Genomic DNA, 16,266 nt, shown 5'->3' with positions numbered 1-16,266 from the left:
TATGACCCAAGAGCAAGCCATTGAAGCCGGTATTGCCGCTATCGAAGCACTTTCTCAACAAGTTGGCACTGCACAACGTCTAGCTGACTTAGGTGTTACAGAAGACAAGCTGGCATTTATGGCGCAAAACGCCCTAAACGATGCATGTTCTTTAACTAACCCACGTAAAGCAAGCCTTGAAGAAATCATCGAAATCTTTAAAGCGCGTTTATAAGCATTAGTCAGCACAATTAAAATATTTATCAATATAAAAATGGAAGGCATAGCCTTCCATTTTTTATATTAATTGGCTATTAAAATTAGTTCCACAGCATAATAGATAAAACCATCACTTAACGTTTAATTAAAGTAATTAAATCCGCGACAATATAAAATTGCGCCTTCAACCTGGTACTCCCCAGCTTTAAAGGAAGTGAAAGGTGTATTACCATCATAATTATGTTGAGTAAAAAACGGATTATCCACATGTGCACATGCCGCAGTATAATCAGCAGCTTTTTTTGCCCCGATTATCAAATTGATAATAACAAAACACAATTGCAGAATAACAATTGTAGCTATCGTCCATTTAAGTAACTTCATGCTTCCCTTCTTTAGCAAACTAGCTAGTTTAATCGCCTTAAAATTAATAATTTAAGCTAGCGTTAAAATTGCTGTCGAGTGTAATCGATAGCATAAGTATCATCCACGGCTAAAAGCCTCTACTCCACGAAAAGAGTGTTTTGCACATAGATAACAACACACAACATCCTTGTGTTTCTGCAAAGTAGCAACACATGCCGAAATCTTGCATATGACAATATTCTGAATCTAACCGGTATTAATCCAACTGCAGTTTGTCTATGCTAGAGCTATCAACTTAAACAGGTTAATGCCCATGTATAAAATGCTTCGCAACTACGCCTCAATTGCAATTTTAATGTTTTCAATGCCCGCCTTTGCCGATGAAGTGGCAAGGATCACGCTTGAAAATGGTGCCAAAGTAAAACTCAACGATGACTTTACCTGGGAATACGTCATCTTAGAGAGTCAAACACAGTCAGAACCTGCTACACCGGTAACATTACCTGCCACAGTTGGCGCAGCAACCACTACCGCTGCTGCAGCAACTGAAGTAGTAACTCCTGCCGCTAGCACCGCAACAACAGAAACATTAACCTCAAGTGCAATCGCGCAATCAGCATTACTTAAATCAACCGCCAAAAGCGGCGTAAAAGTTAGCTTTGCTAACAGCCAATGGGATGATGATGGTCGCTTGGGGCTAACTTTCGAACTAAGCAGTAACAGTACAGAACATTATGTCATGATAGAGCTAGAGATCAGCTTGTTTGCCGACTCTGGTGCACTAATTAAAAAAGAAGACATTAAAGTTTGGCAAGCTATTTTTAGAATGCCAGATACCTATTTACGTAAAGGTCAAACTCGTGAAAGCCGCGTATTTTGGATTGAAGGCATAGATAAATCCCAGTGGACTAAACAGTTAATGAGCTTAAAAATGGGCGAGATGGATTCGCGCATGTAAACAATACCAACTAGCTATAATTATCAAAGCCTGAAGCGGTTACCGTTGCAGGCTTTTTTTATGTTTTACTATATTTATACATCTAGCGTAGCCTCATTGATTTATATGAACCAAAATATACTAAATCAATATATAAATAGAAATCAAACCAACAAAAATCAAAATAAAGATCTAAAATCAAAAGAAACACAAAAGTAAATCCATCAACACATACAACACAACAAACATGCAATTACAGTAATGAGCAATAAGAATATTATACAACATATTACACAAGCGAAATCTAATTATTAATTGAGTTAAATAACCTCAACAACTAATTTTAACTAGCAACAAAAAATGGTTAAAGAACGCATAAAAAAACACCTAGATACTAATTCACTAAGCGACAGCCAAAAAAAGAGCCCGAAGGCTCTTTGTAGCGAATGGCTCTTTGTAAGCTAATTAGCTGCTTATAGGCTTGGCAGAATGTCTGCTGGCAAGTAAGCGTTATAACTTGCGGTAAGCAGTAAGTCTGTTGCCGCTTCGATATCTGGACCGAAGAAACGATCCTTATCGTAGTAAGTCACTAGCTCACGTAGCTCGCCTTTAGCCTGCGCAACAGCTTTACTTGGTTGCAGTGGTGCACGGAAATCTAAGCCCTGCGCCGCGGCCAATAGCTCAACCGCCAATACACCGCGAGTGTTTTCAGACATATCACGCAAACGGCGCGCCGCGAAGGTAGCCATAGACACATGGTCTTCTTGGTTAGCCGATGTTGGTAAGCTGTCTACCGACGCAGGATGAGCATAAGTTTTATTCTCAGAAGCCAATGCAGCAGCAGTTACCTGCGCAATCATAAAGCCTGAGTTTACTCCGCCATTTTCAACCAAGAATGGTGGCAGTTTAGATAGATTTGAGTCGATAAGCAGCGCAATACGACGCTCGGCAATAGAACCTAGCTCAGCAATCGCAATCGCCAAGTTATCCGCTGCCATAGCAACAGGTTCTGCGTGGAAGTTACCGCCAGAAATAATGTCGCCAGTATCTTGGAACACTAATGGATTATCGGTTACGCCGTTAGCTTCAGTTTGTAGCACCTCTGCCGCGTGACGAATTTGAGTCAAACATGCACCCAGTACTTGTGGCTGACAGCGTAATGAGTAAGGATCTTGCACCTTTTCACAGTTAACGTGATCTAAGCTGATCTCAGACTCATCGCCAAGTAAGTGACGGAACACAGCAGCAGAATCGATTTGGCCTTTTTGACCACGAGCCGCATGAATGCGTGGATCAAACGGGCTACGACTGCCCATTGCCGCTTCAACGCTCATGGCACCGATCACCGAACTTGCCGCGAATAGATCTTCTGCGTTAAACAAACCTTCAAGTGCTAGCGCCGTTGATGCTTGCGTACCGTTCAGTAAAGCTAAGCCTTCTTTTGCAGCTAGCTCGATTGGCTTAAGGCCAGCAATTTCCAGACCTTCTGCCGCCGAGATAATCTCGCCTTGATAGCTCATCTCACCTTCGCCAAGCAGCGGCAAACACATGTGTGATAACGGCGCCAAGTCGCCCGATGCACCTACTGAGCCTTTCTCTGGTACGCATGGGTAAACGCCCGCGTTAACCAAGGCGATAAGGAAGTTGATCACCTCTAAACGAATGCCAGAGAAACCACGACTTAGCGAGTTGATCTTCAACACCATCATCAAACGCACAGTCGCGTCTTGCATGTACTGGCCAGTGCCGGCTGCATGCGAAAGCACGATTGAACGCTGCAACAGTTGCAAATCATCAGCAGCAATCTTAGTGTTTGCCAGCAAACCAAAACCAGTGTTGATGCCGTAAACTGTGCGGCCTTCATCCAATACTTGCTGCACTAAGCCAGCGCTAGTATTGATGTCAGCAATAGCGCTTTCTGCTAGCTCTAGAGTAACTTTGCCGCGGCTAATATCACGGATTTGTGCAAGGGTTAAGGTACCCGGAGTTAATACTAAATGACTCATTTAAATGCCTCTTATTGTTATACTGCTCAATATGAGCGGCTTATAGCATTGGCAGGTCTAGACCCTGCTCTTTTGCACAATTCTTCGCGATATCGTAACCCGCGTCAGCATGACGCATTACGCCCGTTGCAGGGTCGTTCCACAATACGCGGCCTAAGCGCGCTGCCGCGTCATCAGTACCGTCAGCTACAATCACTACACCAGAGTGCTGACTAAAGCCCATGCCTACGCCACCGCCATGATGTAACGACACCCAAGTCGCGCCACTTGCAGTGTTAAGCAGGGCGTTCATTAGTGGCCAATCTGATACTGCATCAGAACCATCTAGCATAGATTCAGTTTCACGATTCGGGCTGGCAACAGAGCCTGAGTCTAAGTGGTCACGACCGATAACCACTGGCGCAGAAAGCTCGCCATTTTTAACCATTTCGTTAAAGGCTAACGCCAAGCGTGCTCGGTCTTTTAGGCCAACCCAACAGATCCGCGATGGTAAACCTTGGAAGGCGATGCGTTCACGTGCCATATCCAGCCAGTTATGTAGGTGTGGGTTATCAGGAATAAGCTCTTTAACTTTAGCGTCTGTCTTATAGATATCTTCAGGATCGCCAGAAAGCGCTGCCCAACGGAATGGACCAATACCTTCACAGAACAGTGGACGCACATAAGCAGGTACGAAGCCTGGGAAATCAAATGCGTTTTCCACGCCTTCTTCAAATGCCATTTGGCGAATGTTGTTACCGTAGTCGGTCGTCGCCGCGCCAGCAGCTTGCAGCGCTAGCATCGCCTTAACTTGCACCGCCATTGACTGCTTCGCCGCTTTTACCACAGCTGCTTCGTCAGTTTTACGCATCTCAATCGCTTGCTCTAGCGTCCAACCTTGTGGCAAGTAACCGTTCAGCGGATCGTGCGCCGATGTTTGGTCGGTCACCACATCTGGGGTAATACCGCGCTCAACTAGCTCGGCAAATACGTCAGCGGCGTTAGCTAATAGACCAACAGAAACAGGCTTGCCGCTCTTATTAGCTTCATCAATCATTGCCAAAGCTTCATCAAGGCTAGTGGCTTTTTTGTCGACATAACGAGTACGCAAACGGAAATCGATACGAGTTTCATCGACTTCACAGGTCAATACCGAGTAACCCGCCATGGTGCCAGCAAGTGGCTGTGCGCCGCCCATGCCACCTAGACCACCAGTTAAGATCCATTTGCCAGCAGATGAACCATTAAAGTGCTGCTTCGCCATCGCCACAAATGTCTCGTAAGTGCCTTGAACTATGCCTTGCGAGCCGATGTAGATCCAAGAACCAGCAGTCATCTGGCCATACATGGCCAAGCCTTTTTTATCTAACTCATTAAAGTGGTCCCAGTTGGCCCAATGTGGCACTAGGTTTGAGTTAGCAATGATCACTCGCGGTGCATTATTGTGGGTTTTAAATACCCCAACCGGCTTGCCTGATTGCACCAATAGAGTTTCGTCATCTTCAAGGCGTTGTAATACTTCAACGATTTTGTCGTAGCATTCCCAATCTCGGGCTGCACGGCCAATACCACCGTAAACAACTAAGTCTTCAGGACGCTCAGCCACATCTGGGTGCAGGTTGTTCATCAACATGCGCAGTGGGGCTTCGGTCAACCAGCTTTTACAGCTAAGCTCAGTTCCTGTCGGCGCGATAATGCGGCGGCTCGGATCGTGTCTCTTATCCATCGGTACTACCTCGTTCAATTTGTTTTTATGTTTCTTATCTGCTTGTAAAGCTTTTATATTTACTGCTTTGCTCTATGAGCTGTGCTCAACTGACGTTAGCTAAACGTCAGGTGACCACCTAATCTGAAGCGACTGCCTGGGTGCACTAGACGTGCAAAACTCACCACACCTTGGCGTGACCAAGTACGGCGGGTAATTTGTAAACAGGGCTCAACTGCGGCGATTTCAAGTAGCGCCAGCTGCGCTACATCTGCCATTTTGGCCTCAATGGTGTGCTTAGCTTCGGTAAGCGGCGCCACCATAGACAAATATTCATGGGGAGTTTGCTTGGTAAAATCTTGCGCTAAATACTCAGGTACTAACTTTGGATTGACGAAGCGTTCCTCTAACTGCAGTGGTGTGCCTTGCTCACAATGCACCAATACCGACTGAAACACTTGGCTACCCTCTTCAAGCCCCAGTGCAATGGCAATTGCCCCCGTTGCGACTGTTTGCGTCAGCAGCACTTGCTGCACGCTATAACCATGACCACGGTCTTTTATCTCATCAGCAATATTACGAATTGCCATCATTGAAGACTGCGACTTTAAGCCTGCAACAAAAGTCCCCAAGCCTTGAGACCGCTCTAATACACCTGATTCAGTTAACTCAGTTAACGCACGGCGTGCCGTCATACGGCTACAATTAAACAACTCAGCAAGTTGATTTTCTGATGGCACCCGGCTGTCTTCTGCCCACTCGCCAGACTCAATTTGCGTTAAAATATATTGCTTAATTTCTTCAAACTTTGGCTTCGCCATTGGCCATCCCGTTACCGCTAAACTTGTCACTGACTATTTACTTGCTTAAAAACTCGGCTACAATCCTAGCTTGTATATACAAGTAAATACAAGCTAGCTCACAAATTATTTTTAGTGTTAGTATTCATCTGCCACAAAAAACAACTTAAAAGAGAACTGCATCATGTCGTGGGATCAAGTCTGGATAGATATCAATATAGCTACAATGTCGCCAAATATTTCAGAGCCTTACGGCACAATTACCGACGCAGCACTGGCGGTTAAAGACGGTAAAATCGCTTGGGTAGGTAAACGCAGTGAGCTACCTGAGTTTGATGTATTCGCCACACCAATTTACAAAGGTAAAGGCGGCTGGATCACCCCAGGTCTTATTGATGCCCACACTCATTTAGTGTTTGCTGGCAATCGAGCTAATGAATTTGAACTACGCCTCAACGGTGCCAGTTATGAAGAGATAGCCCGCAGTGGCGGTGGCATTATTTCTACCGTCAACGCTTGTCGCGAAGCCGATGAAGCAGAGTTATTTGAGCTTGGTCGTCAGCGTCTGAACGCGCTCGCTAAAGAAGGCGTTACTACGGTAGAAATCAAGTCAGGTTACGGCTTAGATATCGACACAGAACTGAAGATCCTCCGTGTTGCTCGTGAACTAGGCAAGCATCACCATGTAGATGTAAAAACCACCTTCTTAGGCGCGCACGCAATTCCACCGGAATATAAACATGATAGTGACGCCTACGTCGACTTAGTCATCAACGAGATGTTACCTAAAGTGATTGCTGAAGATCTTGCCGATGCTGTGGATGTGTTTTGCGAAAATATCGCCTTTAACCTTGAGCAAACCGAACGTGTACTTGCAGCCGCTAAAGCCGCTGGTCTGCAAATCAAGCTGCATGCAGAGCAGTTATCTAACATGGGTGGTTCAGCACTGGCCGCCAAGCTAGGCGCCAAGTCAGTTGATCATATTGAATACTTAGATGAAGACGGCGTAAAAGCCCTCAGCGAAAGTGGCACCTGCGCCACGCTATTACCCGGCGCATTTTACTTTTTACGTGAAACTCAACACCCGCCTATCGATTTACTGCGCCAATACAAGGTGCCTATGGTGGTTGCCAGCGATTACAACCCCGGCTCATCACCACTTTGCTCAAGCCTATTGATGCTTAATATGGCCTGTACCTTACTGCGTTTAACCCCAGAGGAAGCGCTAGCGGGCATGACCCGCAATGCAGCTAAGGCTTTGGGTATTGAGGATAAAGTCGGAGTTGTCGAAGTCGGCATGGTCGCCGATTTCTGTATGTGGAATATCAGCACGCCAGCGGAGCTAGCATACACTTATGGTGTTGCCTCATGTGTGGATGTGGTGAAGAATGGTCACCTAGTACACCAATAGTTGGGGATGCCTTAGCGATGAGGCATGTTCATCGTTTTGGGCATACTGTTTGGTCTCAGTGTTTACCTTTTTGGTGTGGCTTTGGGGTTCGGAGTCGCTAATGACTTAGCAGATCGCTGCTAAGCCTAAATGCTACCAATGACCTGCGGTCGGCGTATGTGTTCTAGCCATTTTCTTGTCTGATGATACTGGCGACCCCAATATAGTTTCTCAATTGCTATTCGCATCTGACGCAACCAATTGCCTGCAGCAGGCGCATGTGCAGGCGTTGCCGTGACACGCTGTAAATCCATCCCTGGAAGCTCGGCCATGACGTCCATGTCATGGACGGTCACGGCCGCATCTACACTAGGTTAGAAAAGCGCAACCCCTAAGTCATTCAGTTTTTAAATCAAACAACTAGCTCAAGTTAAAACCCTATGACAAAATCAATAACCAACAAAAAAATCATATAATTACATATGTCTAAATCTGATACCGATTACTCAATACTATGCACAAATTCATCCCACAAACTCAAGATAAAGAAAGATGAAGCTTTAGAAATTAAAAATCTAAAATCAGATATTTGCGCATATTATAAATTAGAACATGATTACGACTTAGCCAAAAAGGCTGTAATTTATTTTAAAACCGAAATGTACCGTGCCAGTCATGAAATTTCTCCCATTTATGATGATGAAATTTATCTTTATGAAAAAAAAGGGGCACTAAGCAGCTTAGTATTTAACTCTTTAAACTTACTAAAAAAGTATCATGAAAACCTGGTCGAATATGGTCGAGGTTGCCAGGTTAAAAAAGACTTAGTTGCTGATATAACTCTAAAAAGTCACACTTATGACAAGGACATAGAGAATATCCTTTCCGACATTGAAATGAAGGCAAAGCAGATAGGAGAAGCAATAAGGAATTATTGCCAACATGAATCTATACCTAGTGATAACTATACCTCTGGCATGGGAGTAAGTACGGTAACAAAGAAATCTTATATTTTATTTTCTCTTGTCCTACCGTCTCGTAGAATTATCAATTCCCGCTTACAACCAAGGAATACAAGCGTAATAAGAGAGGATAGTGCCAATGAATATGATCTTCACTGCGTCATTGATGCCTACTTTGATTCTCTAACAAAAATGCATTTTCGAGCTCGAGAAATCTTACTTCCAATAATTGAACAGAAAATATCTTCTATCGAAGATACCTTTAAACGCTATGAACTAGAATTTACAAGCCATGATAACGAAAGCCCTATGCTTTCAATTCACGAAAGCAATCAAGAATACATAGCATTGACGCTGAAAGAATTACCCAAACTGATCGAATACTTAGTTACAAAAAACAACTTAGCTCCAAAATTCAGCTCAGAGATCGAATATAAAACGCGTAAATATAGCAACTAATTATAAAGTAAAAGCAAAATCAGCAGGAAACACCCATTCCCCATCGAAGTTGCCGAAGTGCGTTGGAATCAATCACGTGATGCCGACAGGGATGCCGACAGGGATGTCGGCGTAGCTTTCGCGGGGCAGGATGCCCCATCGGAAGCGTTAGTGATTTATCCATAAGCATGAGGAACAACAACTTCGTCGGGGCGGCTGGGGTGATGCAAGAGGGGGAAGCTGTTGTCCCCCTTTTGCCCGAGTGTGAGCTGGAAGCTCACGACCTTTATCAAGCGGAGCTTGATTGCTTACAGGTGGGCGAAGCCCATAAATAATTATCAAACGAAGTTTGATTGCATTAAGTCAGGCGTAGCCTGATAACAACAAATTGTTAGACAGCGTCTAACCAAAAAACTCAACTATGTGACACATAGTCAATCAAGGTATAATCGCCACACAAAGAACCTAACCCTCTGATAAATGTCTAAATACCTCTGCCAACTCGCTATCATTTTCTGCAGCGTCATTGCGATAACTCTCGCAAGCTCCGCCAATGCTAGTAGTGCATTAGACTTAAACGACTACGAAGACGATGTTGCAGCGCTGCTACTGGAATATCAGGGGCAAGACTCTTACTCAAGACCAATTGTGCCATCGGTTTTGGTGTATAAAGACACCGAACAAGCCTCGACTTATGTCGACTTTAAACGGGGTTTGATCTTGGTGGAAACCCGCACTAAAGCGCAGCTTAAAGAGGCTGTGGTGCAGGTGCTATTAACCCAAATTGATCCAACTGTTATTGATGCGCAAACCGCTGAGGACTTTGGCTTAATCAGCAAAAAGAAGAAGCCGTTTTTTTGGGGGCAAGTGCTCGATAGAGACGGTAAAGCCATTGAGTTTGAATGGCGCGCATCACGTTATGCCGATTACTTAGTCAGTAAGAGCAAACGCAGCAACTCGCGCTTTCAAGTGGCGATCCACATGGTGAAAGAGCACACCACCATTGCCGGTAATAAGTATATTAACTACGCCCGCAGCGCTAGCCGTAAACATGGTATTAGCACAGATTTGATTATGGCGATTATCGAAACCGAAAGCTCGTTTAACCCACTGGCGCGTTCACGCTCTAATGCGCTTGGTTTAATGCAAATTAAGGCCAATACCGCTGGCCGCGATTATTTCAGCATTATTCAGGGCTATAAACACACACCTTCATCGGCATATCTTTATGATCCGGCTAAAAATATTGAGGTAGGCACAGGCTATTTAAAGATCCTATCAACGCGTTACCTTAAAGGCATCACTCACCCTAAAAAACGTGAGTATGCAGTGATCTCTAGCTATAACGGCGGCGCGGGTAATCTGTGGAAGAGCTTGGATTCACGTGGCAATCGCACCAAGGCGTTAGCACGGATTAATAAGATGACGGTGAGTGAGTTCTATTGGTTTCTAACGAATCGCCACAACCGCGAAGAAACCCGTAACTACTTGAAAAAAGTCAGTAGTCGACAGAAGAAATACCTATAACGGCATCTAAATATCACAACAGCGAAGAAACCCGTAGCCAATTGAAAAACCACTTGAAAAAAGTCAGTAGTCGGCAGAAGAAGTATCTGTAACTGGGTTAAACTAAACGTAAAACGATAGCCACAAGGCTATCGTTTTGGTTTGCGCGAAATAAACACTAGAGCTTGCTCTGCTGCTTATACTTAGCCAGTTTTTCCGAATACTTCTTTTTGTAAAAAGAGTGGTTAGTTTTATCTAACGCTAACCCTTGGTATTTTATCGCTTGCTCAATATCCCCTAGCTTTGCATAAGCGCTAGCAACTGCGTCATAGGCGGATACGGTGCTAGGATCATCAGTGATTGCTACCTTATATACCTCAATCGCCTTAGTCGGTTCCGTATCAAGATAGCTATCACCTAGCTTGATAAGTGAGCGCGTCGCTGGCACCTTAAAACCGTATTTTTGCTCCGATAAATAGCGATAATGCGCCACAATCGCAGTAGGCCCTTGCTTTGAAATTTCTGAATCTGCTGCTAACGCTTGGTGGTAGTCATCAAACAAGGCTTCTATCCCGTAGGCTGCTGCCAGCACCGGCTGAGTCATATAGTAACTGCCGTCAAAACGCTTAATACGATAATCTAAAGTCTCATTAGCATTGGCTTTAAGAATGGCTTCCATCTGTGCAAACGAAGCAAACTGCTGTTGATCATGTTTGCTATCATTAGTCGTCATATACAAAAACCGCGACTTACCTTGCATAGCGGTAAGCTTTTTGGGGGCATCCTGAATCACATAGGCAAAATCTTGGCTTAGTGCGGGGCTTGCCGCAAAGTAGGCATTAAACAGACTTGGGCGGTTAATCAAGGTGTAAAGCCCAAGGCCTGCATCACCAATAAAACCATTAAAAATACGGAAACCATTAGTGCGATACTTGTTATCGATAGCTGGCAGTAGGTCTTGCTCAAAATAATCCAGTAGCTTTTGGTTGCCCTGCTCTTTTATCGCCGAGACTTTTAACTCGCCAAAACCTTTATGACCGTCTGGCGCGGTAACAATAATGGTTTCTAGCCAAGGCCAGTCACCGTTATGGCTCATCCAGTCATGCATACCTGCAAGTAAAGCGTGACTTCTTGGGTGTAAACCAAGTAGCACCACATATTGTTTATCAGACTTTTTGCCATAGCTAGGTGGCAAGGTCACCACAAAATCAGCCTTTTCGATTAGGTTCGAATTGACCGTTAATAACTCGGTATTTTCTGCTATCAGTTTTGGGGCCGCCAATACTTGAATACTAATCAACTGCAGCATACAGGCTAAGATAACTAATTTTTTCACTATTCATTCCTTGAATTGCCAAATCAATTACACAAGCTAACAGTTGAACCTTGACTCGACAACTCTGTATCAAGTGCCAAATAGTGACTTTAGTGCATATAAAAAGCTGACTTTTAAGTTATAACTCAGTAACTTTTGCCAGTATTGGTTGTAGAGCTTTATAAAGTCGCTAAAAACTGAAAATTTAGTACAAACTGAGGCGCGATTACACTAGCCAAAGCAGGTAATTCAGCTTAGGATCTGAGCAATAACGGATCTCGACTAATTAGAATAGCCAATCAAGTTGAATCAGTACGATTGGTATAATGTACATTGCGGAGTGAGCAAATATTATGGGTATCAGAGCCATCGTTGTAGATACAGCCGGTACGACTACCGATCTTAACTTTATTGAAGATGTACTTTTTCCTTACTCAGCAAAGGAATTAGCAAGCTTTCTTGAAGCGAATCAACACAATGTACTAGTAGATAACTGTATTTGTGATGTGCAAGATATTGCACTTGAGCCTGATGCCGATCTTGCTCGCGTGACTGAAATCTTACTACAGTGGATTGCTGAAGATCGTAAAGCTACACCACTTAAAACCTTACAAGGCTTGATCTGGAAACAGGGCTACGCCAATGGCAAGTTCAAGGGGCATATCTTCCCAGATTTTATCGAAGCATTAGACGGTTATAAGCAACAAGGCTTACGCGTTTACAGCTTCTCTTCAGGCTCTGTCGATGCGCAAAAACTGCTGTTTAGCCACAGCGACGCAGGCGACTTAACTGACAAATTTAACGGTCACTTTGATACTCGTACAGGTAACAAGCGCTTCAAACAAGCTTACTGCAATATCGTTAATACGATTAGCTTAAGCCCGAAGCAAATCTTATTTGTGTCTGACGTATTAGAAGAGTTAAAAGCCGCTAGCGAAGCAGGTTTAAACGTAGTGCAAATGGTGCGTGATGATAGCCAGCGCACTGGCGACTTTAGAACCATTAACAGCTTTAGTGAGCTAACTATCGACTAACGCTGAGTCGATATATAGAGCAAAAAAGGGCCTTTGAGGCCCTTTTTTGATGCATTTTATTGAGCTGGAAAAGCGGGCGAAATACACTTCTTCACTTCAAAGCGAAAGCCATTTTGCAGCGCTTCATCACGGAAGATCTCCACAATTTCATAGTCATTCAATTCAACCACCCTTGAGCTAATATCCTTTTGGCAGCGGGACTTACTATCAGCTTCAAACTCAAATGCAAATAAGGCGATCATTTTCCTTACAGATGATTGATATTTATGGCGAGTTTGCAAATACTCATCTTGAAAATCTGACTCCCCACTACCTCCATCAGTAGTAACCGTAATCAAAGGTTGCTCGATGCCGACAGAAACATCTGAAGTTAAGTTTTTCTTTAATACTTGCCCCTCAAGCTCAGGCACTATATACAAGACCAAATGCACCAATAGGCCAGTTGCTAACATTAACCTCAGTACCCAAGTAGTTTTTCTAAAGTGGGTATTTTCGGTTAACTTTGGTAACGCCACTCCCAAAGGTTTGAGCATAATAAATAGCAAAAAATAAAATGGGACTAGCATTTGCGCAGCTAAAATCAACAACGCAGTAATAAACACAAACCATACTGGGATATACAGCAAAATCGCCAAATTATGGGTATAAGCAAAGTGTGCGGCCGACACGCCAATAACCTCATTGACTACACCACCCGCCCAGCTCAATGCAAAATTAGCCACTACAGCATAAAACAGTAACAACACAGCTTTACCCAGTAAGCTATGCCAAATACGCTCAAATAGCGGCAGTAACTCTATTGCTAACGCCAACACTGTTATAGCGGCGACCCAAGAAAAAGAGTCAGAAAAAATCACTAGCAGCAATGCCAACATATAGAGATATTGAGCAAGTGTTAGTATCGACAGTTTTTGAGCAAAACTCTCCATCGTTTGCTGATAAAAGCGCTTAAACGAAGTCGCTATCGTTATCAGTGCCGCTGGCATTTTTATTATTTTTGTTGCCGCCATAGAAGCTGCTAGTCCATGCAATTGAAACTGCGTTTTACAATAAACGCTTTTTAACAATTTACCAACACCATCAAGGTAAGCTTTAACTTAAGAGCCCGCTTATTGAGTCAAATCACTGCTGGTTAACCTATCCCAATTATCACTTTGACGCTCATACTCTTGCTCGCACATAACCGCCCTATCTTCCCTTTGCAGCGAGTCAGCTAACAGCGCAGCATATTTTGCTGGCTCACTACCGTAAATTAGGCACAGGGTTGCATGGTAGCGCTGCGCATCTAGGCTGTGCTCATTACTAAAATCATCTTCAACCAACTCTTCTATTTCTTCATCCTCAAGGGCAAATAGATCCGCTGCACTCAATGCGATTTCAGCGCCCTCTTCAAAAGCGTTTATCAATAGTAAGGTTGCTAAGGTATCTACCGCATCTTCTTCACGGCCAAGTACAATAATCTCGTTAGCATAAATATAAGCGTGGCCATATTCATGCCCTAATGTATGCAGTAACGCATCTTTAGTGGCTTGTTTTGGAGTAACCCCAGTTTTTTGATAGTCATCTTTGGTAAAGCGGTTCAGTACCTCGCTGACAAAATGGTAAGGAACTTGGATCTGCATTAGCTCAGGATCAAACAGCGGCCCGTCTTGCGCCCCGTAAACCACTGTGAGTTTTGCTTGCATCGGCAGCGCTAGATACAGCTGCTGAATTTGCGGCTCAATCGTTTTAATCAGGCGATACGCTTGTACCTCTTGGCGAGTCTGTGGCTCAATAAACTGATTGATTACCGCCGCTTGTGCGCTAAAAGCCAAGCTCAAACCACATATAACCCCTAAAACCCTTAATACCTTGCTCATGACTTTCCTTATTTAACCTAGCTTGTTGCTGGGTAGACATACTGTTATGCTGGCTAAAAGTTAAACACCCGTTTAAATACCGCTATCAACCCAGTAGAGATCATTATGGATAACTTTCTCGAACAATACCCAATTAACACCCAAATAGTTGTTGCTTGGGGTGAAATGGATGCATTGCAGCATGTGAACAATGTGGTTTATTTTCGCTATTTTGAAACCGCACGCATCGATTTTTTCAATCAAATAAACTTACTTGATGAACTACAAAAAACCGCCGTTGGTCCAGTGATCAGCGAAAATCAAGCCCGCTATAAACGTCCAGTGACCTTTCCCGACACCTTGACAGTTGGCGTTAGTATTAGTGACATTAAAGATGACCGGTTTATGATGCATTACAGTGTTTATAGCCAAAGCCAGCAAGCAGTTACGACTGTGGGTAGTTCGCAGGTAGTGATGTTTAACTTTAAAACAGGCCAAAAAGCAGCCCTTACACCCGAGCTTATTGATGCCTTAAAAACTTATGAGCAAGCTTAGGAGTCCAACATGTCAGAAGTGATTCACCTAGCAGATGAAAGCCGCTTTATTATTAACCTCTATGGCGCACAAGCTGTGCTCGCCTACGAGCTTTATGATGATAGCTGCAACTTCAATAATACCTATGTACCGCCAGAGCTGCGTGGCAAAGGCTTAGCCGAGAAGTTAGTGCGCCACGGCTTACAATGGGCTAAAGCTGCCGATTATAAAATTGAAGCAAGCTGCTGGTACGTTGAAAAGTTTTTAACTAAAACCTAGCAGCTCGCGTTAATGTTTTGAATTAGTTACTCGCCAGTAAGCAAGGCTAGCTGAGCTTTGATTTCAGCGCTTAAAGGTTGGCTTTTTTCACTGGCGTAATCGTAATGCACCATAGTGGTTTGCGCTTCTGCAGTTTTTTTACCTTTTTGCCAGCAGCTTTGAGTCAGCTCAAAGCTGCTATTACCGATACGGCTGACCCAAGTTTTCACTTCAACATCACTGGCAAAGTAAGTTGGCGCATTAAAGCCGATGGTAAAGCCCGCCACAATCAAGTTCCATTTAGCCAAGTCTTGCGTCGGATTAAATATCTTAAAGATTGGCTCCCGAGCCGCCTCAAACCAAACAGGAATAACCGTATTATTGATATGCCCTAGGGCATCGGTTTCACAAAATCTTGGCTGTAGGGTTAGGTGAAATGCAGTTTCAGACATGGGGAGTATCCTTATTGTTATTATTATCTTCAAGTTCACTTGGCATCATTCTACCGATAAATAACAGCCTTAAAAGCGCTATCAGTTAATTACCAATGATTAAACTGGAATACGCTTATTCCAATAATACCTTTAGCAATAAACAATCCACCAACTTCTGCAGATTGCAGACCTGCAAATAAAAACTGCCAATCTCAAGATTAAACCAACCCATTATTACTAAATAGTAAAAATCATTTTCAATTTAAGCTAATTATCATTTCAAATGGAAAGAGTAAACTCTGCTCCATCGATTGAGCACAGCCCATTATAGCAAGTGCTTTTAATCAACTTTTTATTCTCAATCTATTCATTTTTTATTTAACAATTTGATTTTAAACTTTAAAAAATTTAAGGAAATTATTATGAGCAGCGTATTTTACATGCCTCCAATGACTCTTATGGGTCAAAACGCAATTCAATCTCTAGGCGCAGAGCTAGCAAACAAAGAGCTAAGCAAAGCACTTATCGTTACCGACAGCGTATTAGTTGAAATTGGCTTAGTTGAT

At 43.5% G+C, this 16,266-nt stretch carries 15 protein-coding genes and 1 pseudogene; 8 read left to right on the top strand and 8 right to left on the bottom strand.

Annotated elements, in window-relative coordinates; genetic code table 11:
* Positions 1–214, top strand: a pseudogene (locus L2740_RS21210) (iron-containing alcohol dehydrogenase); the annotation flags it as partial.
* Positions 215–339: 125 nt separating this feature from the next.
* Here L2740_RS21210 and L2740_RS21205 read toward each other — a convergent pair.
* A complete protein-coding gene (locus L2740_RS21205; RefSeq protein ID WP_248951985.1) occupies positions 340–582 on the bottom strand; it encodes a hypothetical protein in 243 nt (80 codons plus the stop codon).
* Positions 583–877: 295 nt separating this feature from the next.
* On the opposite strand from L2740_RS21205, the gene L2740_RS21200 reads away from it, so the two are divergent.
* Positions 878–1,522 carry a DUF3157 family protein gene (locus tag L2740_RS21200; RefSeq protein ID WP_248951984.1) on the top strand — a complete coding sequence of 215 codons (645 nt, stop codon included), beginning with the start codon at positions 878–880 and terminating at the stop codon, positions 1,520–1,522.
* A 452-nt stretch (positions 1,523–1,974) separates the two neighbouring features.
* Here L2740_RS21200 and hutH read toward each other — a convergent pair whose 3' ends face one another.
* From hutH to hutC, 3 genes are all read right to left on the bottom strand, one after another.
* Positions 1,975–3,507, bottom strand: coding sequence for a histidine ammonia-lyase (hutH, locus tag L2740_RS21195; RefSeq protein WP_248951983.1), 1,533 nt, complete (start codon positions 3,505–3,507; stop codon positions 1,975–1,977).
* A gap of 40 nt (positions 3,508–3,547) precedes the next feature.
* Positions 3,548–5,212, bottom strand: coding sequence for a urocanate hydratase (hutU, locus tag L2740_RS21190; RefSeq protein ID WP_248951982.1), 1,665 nt, complete (start codon positions 5,210–5,212; stop codon positions 3,548–3,550).
* Between the two features lie 95 nt (positions 5,213–5,307).
* On the bottom strand, positions 5,308–6,012 hold the full coding sequence (hutC, locus tag L2740_RS21185) for a histidine utilization repressor (RefSeq protein WP_248951981.1): 705 nt from the start codon (positions 6,010–6,012) through the stop codon (positions 5,308–5,310).
* A gap of 163 nt (positions 6,013–6,175) precedes the next feature.
* On the opposite strand from hutC, the gene hutI reads away from it, so the two are divergent.
* The 3 genes from hutI (at position 6,176) to L2740_RS21170 (ending at position 10,308) form a co-directional block, all read left to right on the top strand.
* Positions 6,176–7,402: an imidazolonepropionase gene (gene hutI / locus L2740_RS21180; protein ID WP_248951980.1), complete on the top strand. Its 1,227-nt coding sequence runs from the start codon at positions 6,176–6,178 to the stop codon at positions 7,400–7,402.
* 461 nt (positions 7,403–7,863) lie between these two features.
* Positions 7,864–8,802, top strand: a complete 939-nt coding sequence (locus L2740_RS21175; protein ID WP_248951979.1) for a hypothetical protein — start codon at positions 7,864–7,866, stop codon at positions 8,800–8,802.
* Between the two features lie 459 nt (positions 8,803–9,261).
* On the top strand, positions 9,262–10,308 hold the full coding sequence (locus tag L2740_RS21170; protein ID WP_248951978.1) for a murein transglycosylase domain-containing protein: 1,047 nt from the start codon (positions 9,262–9,264) through the stop codon (positions 10,306–10,308).
* A gap of 157 nt (positions 10,309–10,465) precedes the next feature.
* Here L2740_RS21170 and L2740_RS21165 read toward each other — a convergent pair whose 3' ends face one another.
* On the bottom strand, positions 10,466–11,623 hold the full coding sequence (locus L2740_RS21165; RefSeq protein WP_248951977.1) for an alpha/beta hydrolase-fold protein: 1,158 nt from the start codon (positions 11,621–11,623) through the stop codon (positions 10,466–10,468).
* Between the two features lie 332 nt (positions 11,624–11,955).
* Here L2740_RS21165 and mtnC point away from each other — a divergent pair, with 332 nt between their 5' ends.
* Positions 11,956–12,636: an acireductone synthase gene (gene mtnC / locus L2740_RS21160; RefSeq protein ID WP_248951976.1), complete on the top strand. Its 681-nt coding sequence runs from the start codon at positions 11,956–11,958 to the stop codon at positions 12,634–12,636.
* A 56-nt stretch (positions 12,637–12,692) separates the two neighbouring features.
* Here mtnC and L2740_RS21155 read toward each other — a convergent pair whose 3' ends face one another.
* Positions 12,693–13,646, bottom strand: a complete 954-nt coding sequence (locus L2740_RS21155) for a hypothetical protein (protein WP_248951975.1) — start codon at positions 13,644–13,646, stop codon at positions 12,693–12,695.
* 99 nt (positions 13,647–13,745) lie between these two features.
* A complete protein-coding gene (locus tag L2740_RS21150) occupies positions 13,746–14,495 on the bottom strand; it encodes a DUF4344 domain-containing metallopeptidase (protein ID WP_248951974.1) in 750 nt (249 codons plus the stop codon).
* Positions 14,496–14,600: 105 nt separating this feature from the next.
* On the opposite strand from L2740_RS21150, the gene L2740_RS21145 reads away from it, so the two are divergent.
* On the top strand, positions 14,601–15,029 hold the full coding sequence (locus L2740_RS21145; protein ID WP_248951973.1) for an acyl-CoA thioesterase: 429 nt from the start codon (positions 14,601–14,603) through the stop codon (positions 15,027–15,029).
* 9 nt (positions 15,030–15,038) lie between these two features.
* The gene (locus tag L2740_RS21140) at positions 15,039–15,287 is read left to right on the top strand and encodes a GNAT family N-acetyltransferase (protein WP_248951972.1); all 249 of its coding nucleotides are present in this window, start codon (positions 15,039–15,041) and stop codon (positions 15,285–15,287) included.
* A 26-nt stretch (positions 15,288–15,313) separates the two neighbouring features.
* On the opposite strand, the gene L2740_RS21135 is transcribed toward L2740_RS21140, so the two are convergent.
* Positions 15,314–15,718, bottom strand: a complete 405-nt coding sequence (locus tag L2740_RS21135; RefSeq protein WP_248951971.1) for an acyl-CoA thioesterase — start codon at positions 15,716–15,718, stop codon at positions 15,314–15,316.
* Positions 15,719–16,266 lie beyond the last annotated feature (548 nt).

It is taken from the genome of Shewanella pneumatophori (assembly GCF_023283895.1).
Classification (GTDB): Bacteria; Pseudomonadota; Gammaproteobacteria; order Enterobacterales; family Shewanellaceae; genus Shewanella; species Shewanella pneumatophori.
The sequence above is the reverse complement of the archived record's forward strand: the minus strand, read 5'-3'. Positions and strand labels throughout refer to the sequence as shown.

What these genes read in the sequence shown, in the direction of transcription:
- L2740_RS21135 (WP_248951971.1), bottom strand. Translation starts at nt 15,718, where the DNA reads ATGTCTGAAACTGCATTTCACCTAACCCTACAGCCAAGATTTTGTGAA.
- L2740_RS21200 (WP_248951984.1), top strand. Translation starts at nt 878, where the DNA reads ATGTATAAAATGCTTCGCAACTACGCCTCAATTGCAATTTTAATGTTT.
- mtnC (WP_248951976.1), top strand. Translation starts at nt 11,956, where the DNA reads ATGGGTATCAGAGCCATCGTTGTAGATACAGCCGGTACGACTACCGAT.
- L2740_RS21175 (WP_248951979.1), top strand. Translation starts at nt 7,864, where the DNA reads ATGTCTAAATCTGATACCGATTACTCAATACTATGCACAAATTCATCC.
- L2740_RS21150 (WP_248951974.1), bottom strand. Translation starts at nt 14,495, where the DNA reads ATGAGCAAGGTATTAAGGGTTTTAGGGGTTATATGTGGTTTGAGCTTG.
- L2740_RS21145 (WP_248951973.1), top strand. Translation starts at nt 14,601, where the DNA reads ATGGATAACTTTCTCGAACAATACCCAATTAACACCCAAATAGTTGTT.
- L2740_RS21155 (WP_248951975.1), bottom strand. Translation starts at nt 13,646, where the DNA reads ATGGCGGCAACAAAAATAATAAAAATGCCAGCGGCACTGATAACGATA.
- L2740_RS21140 (WP_248951972.1), top strand. Translation starts at nt 15,039, where the DNA reads ATGTCAGAAGTGATTCACCTAGCAGATGAAAGCCGCTTTATTATTAAC.
- hutC (WP_248951981.1), bottom strand. Translation starts at nt 6,012, where the DNA reads ATGGCGAAGCCAAAGTTTGAAGAAATTAAGCAATATATTTTAACGCAA.
- L2740_RS21170 (WP_248951978.1), top strand. Translation starts at nt 9,262, where the DNA reads ATGTCTAAATACCTCTGCCAACTCGCTATCATTTTCTGCAGCGTCATT.
- L2740_RS21205 (WP_248951985.1), bottom strand. Translation starts at nt 582, where the DNA reads ATGAAGTTACTTAAATGGACGATAGCTACAATTGTTATTCTGCAATTG.
- hutU (WP_248951982.1), bottom strand. Translation starts at nt 5,212, where the DNA reads ATGGATAAGAGACACGATCCGAGCCGCCGCATTATCGCGCCGACAGGA.
- hutH (WP_248951983.1), bottom strand. Translation starts at nt 3,507, where the DNA reads ATGAGTCATTTAGTATTAACTCCGGGTACCTTAACCCTTGCACAAATC.
- hutI (WP_248951980.1), top strand. Translation starts at nt 6,176, where the DNA reads ATGTCGTGGGATCAAGTCTGGATAGATATCAATATAGCTACAATGTCG.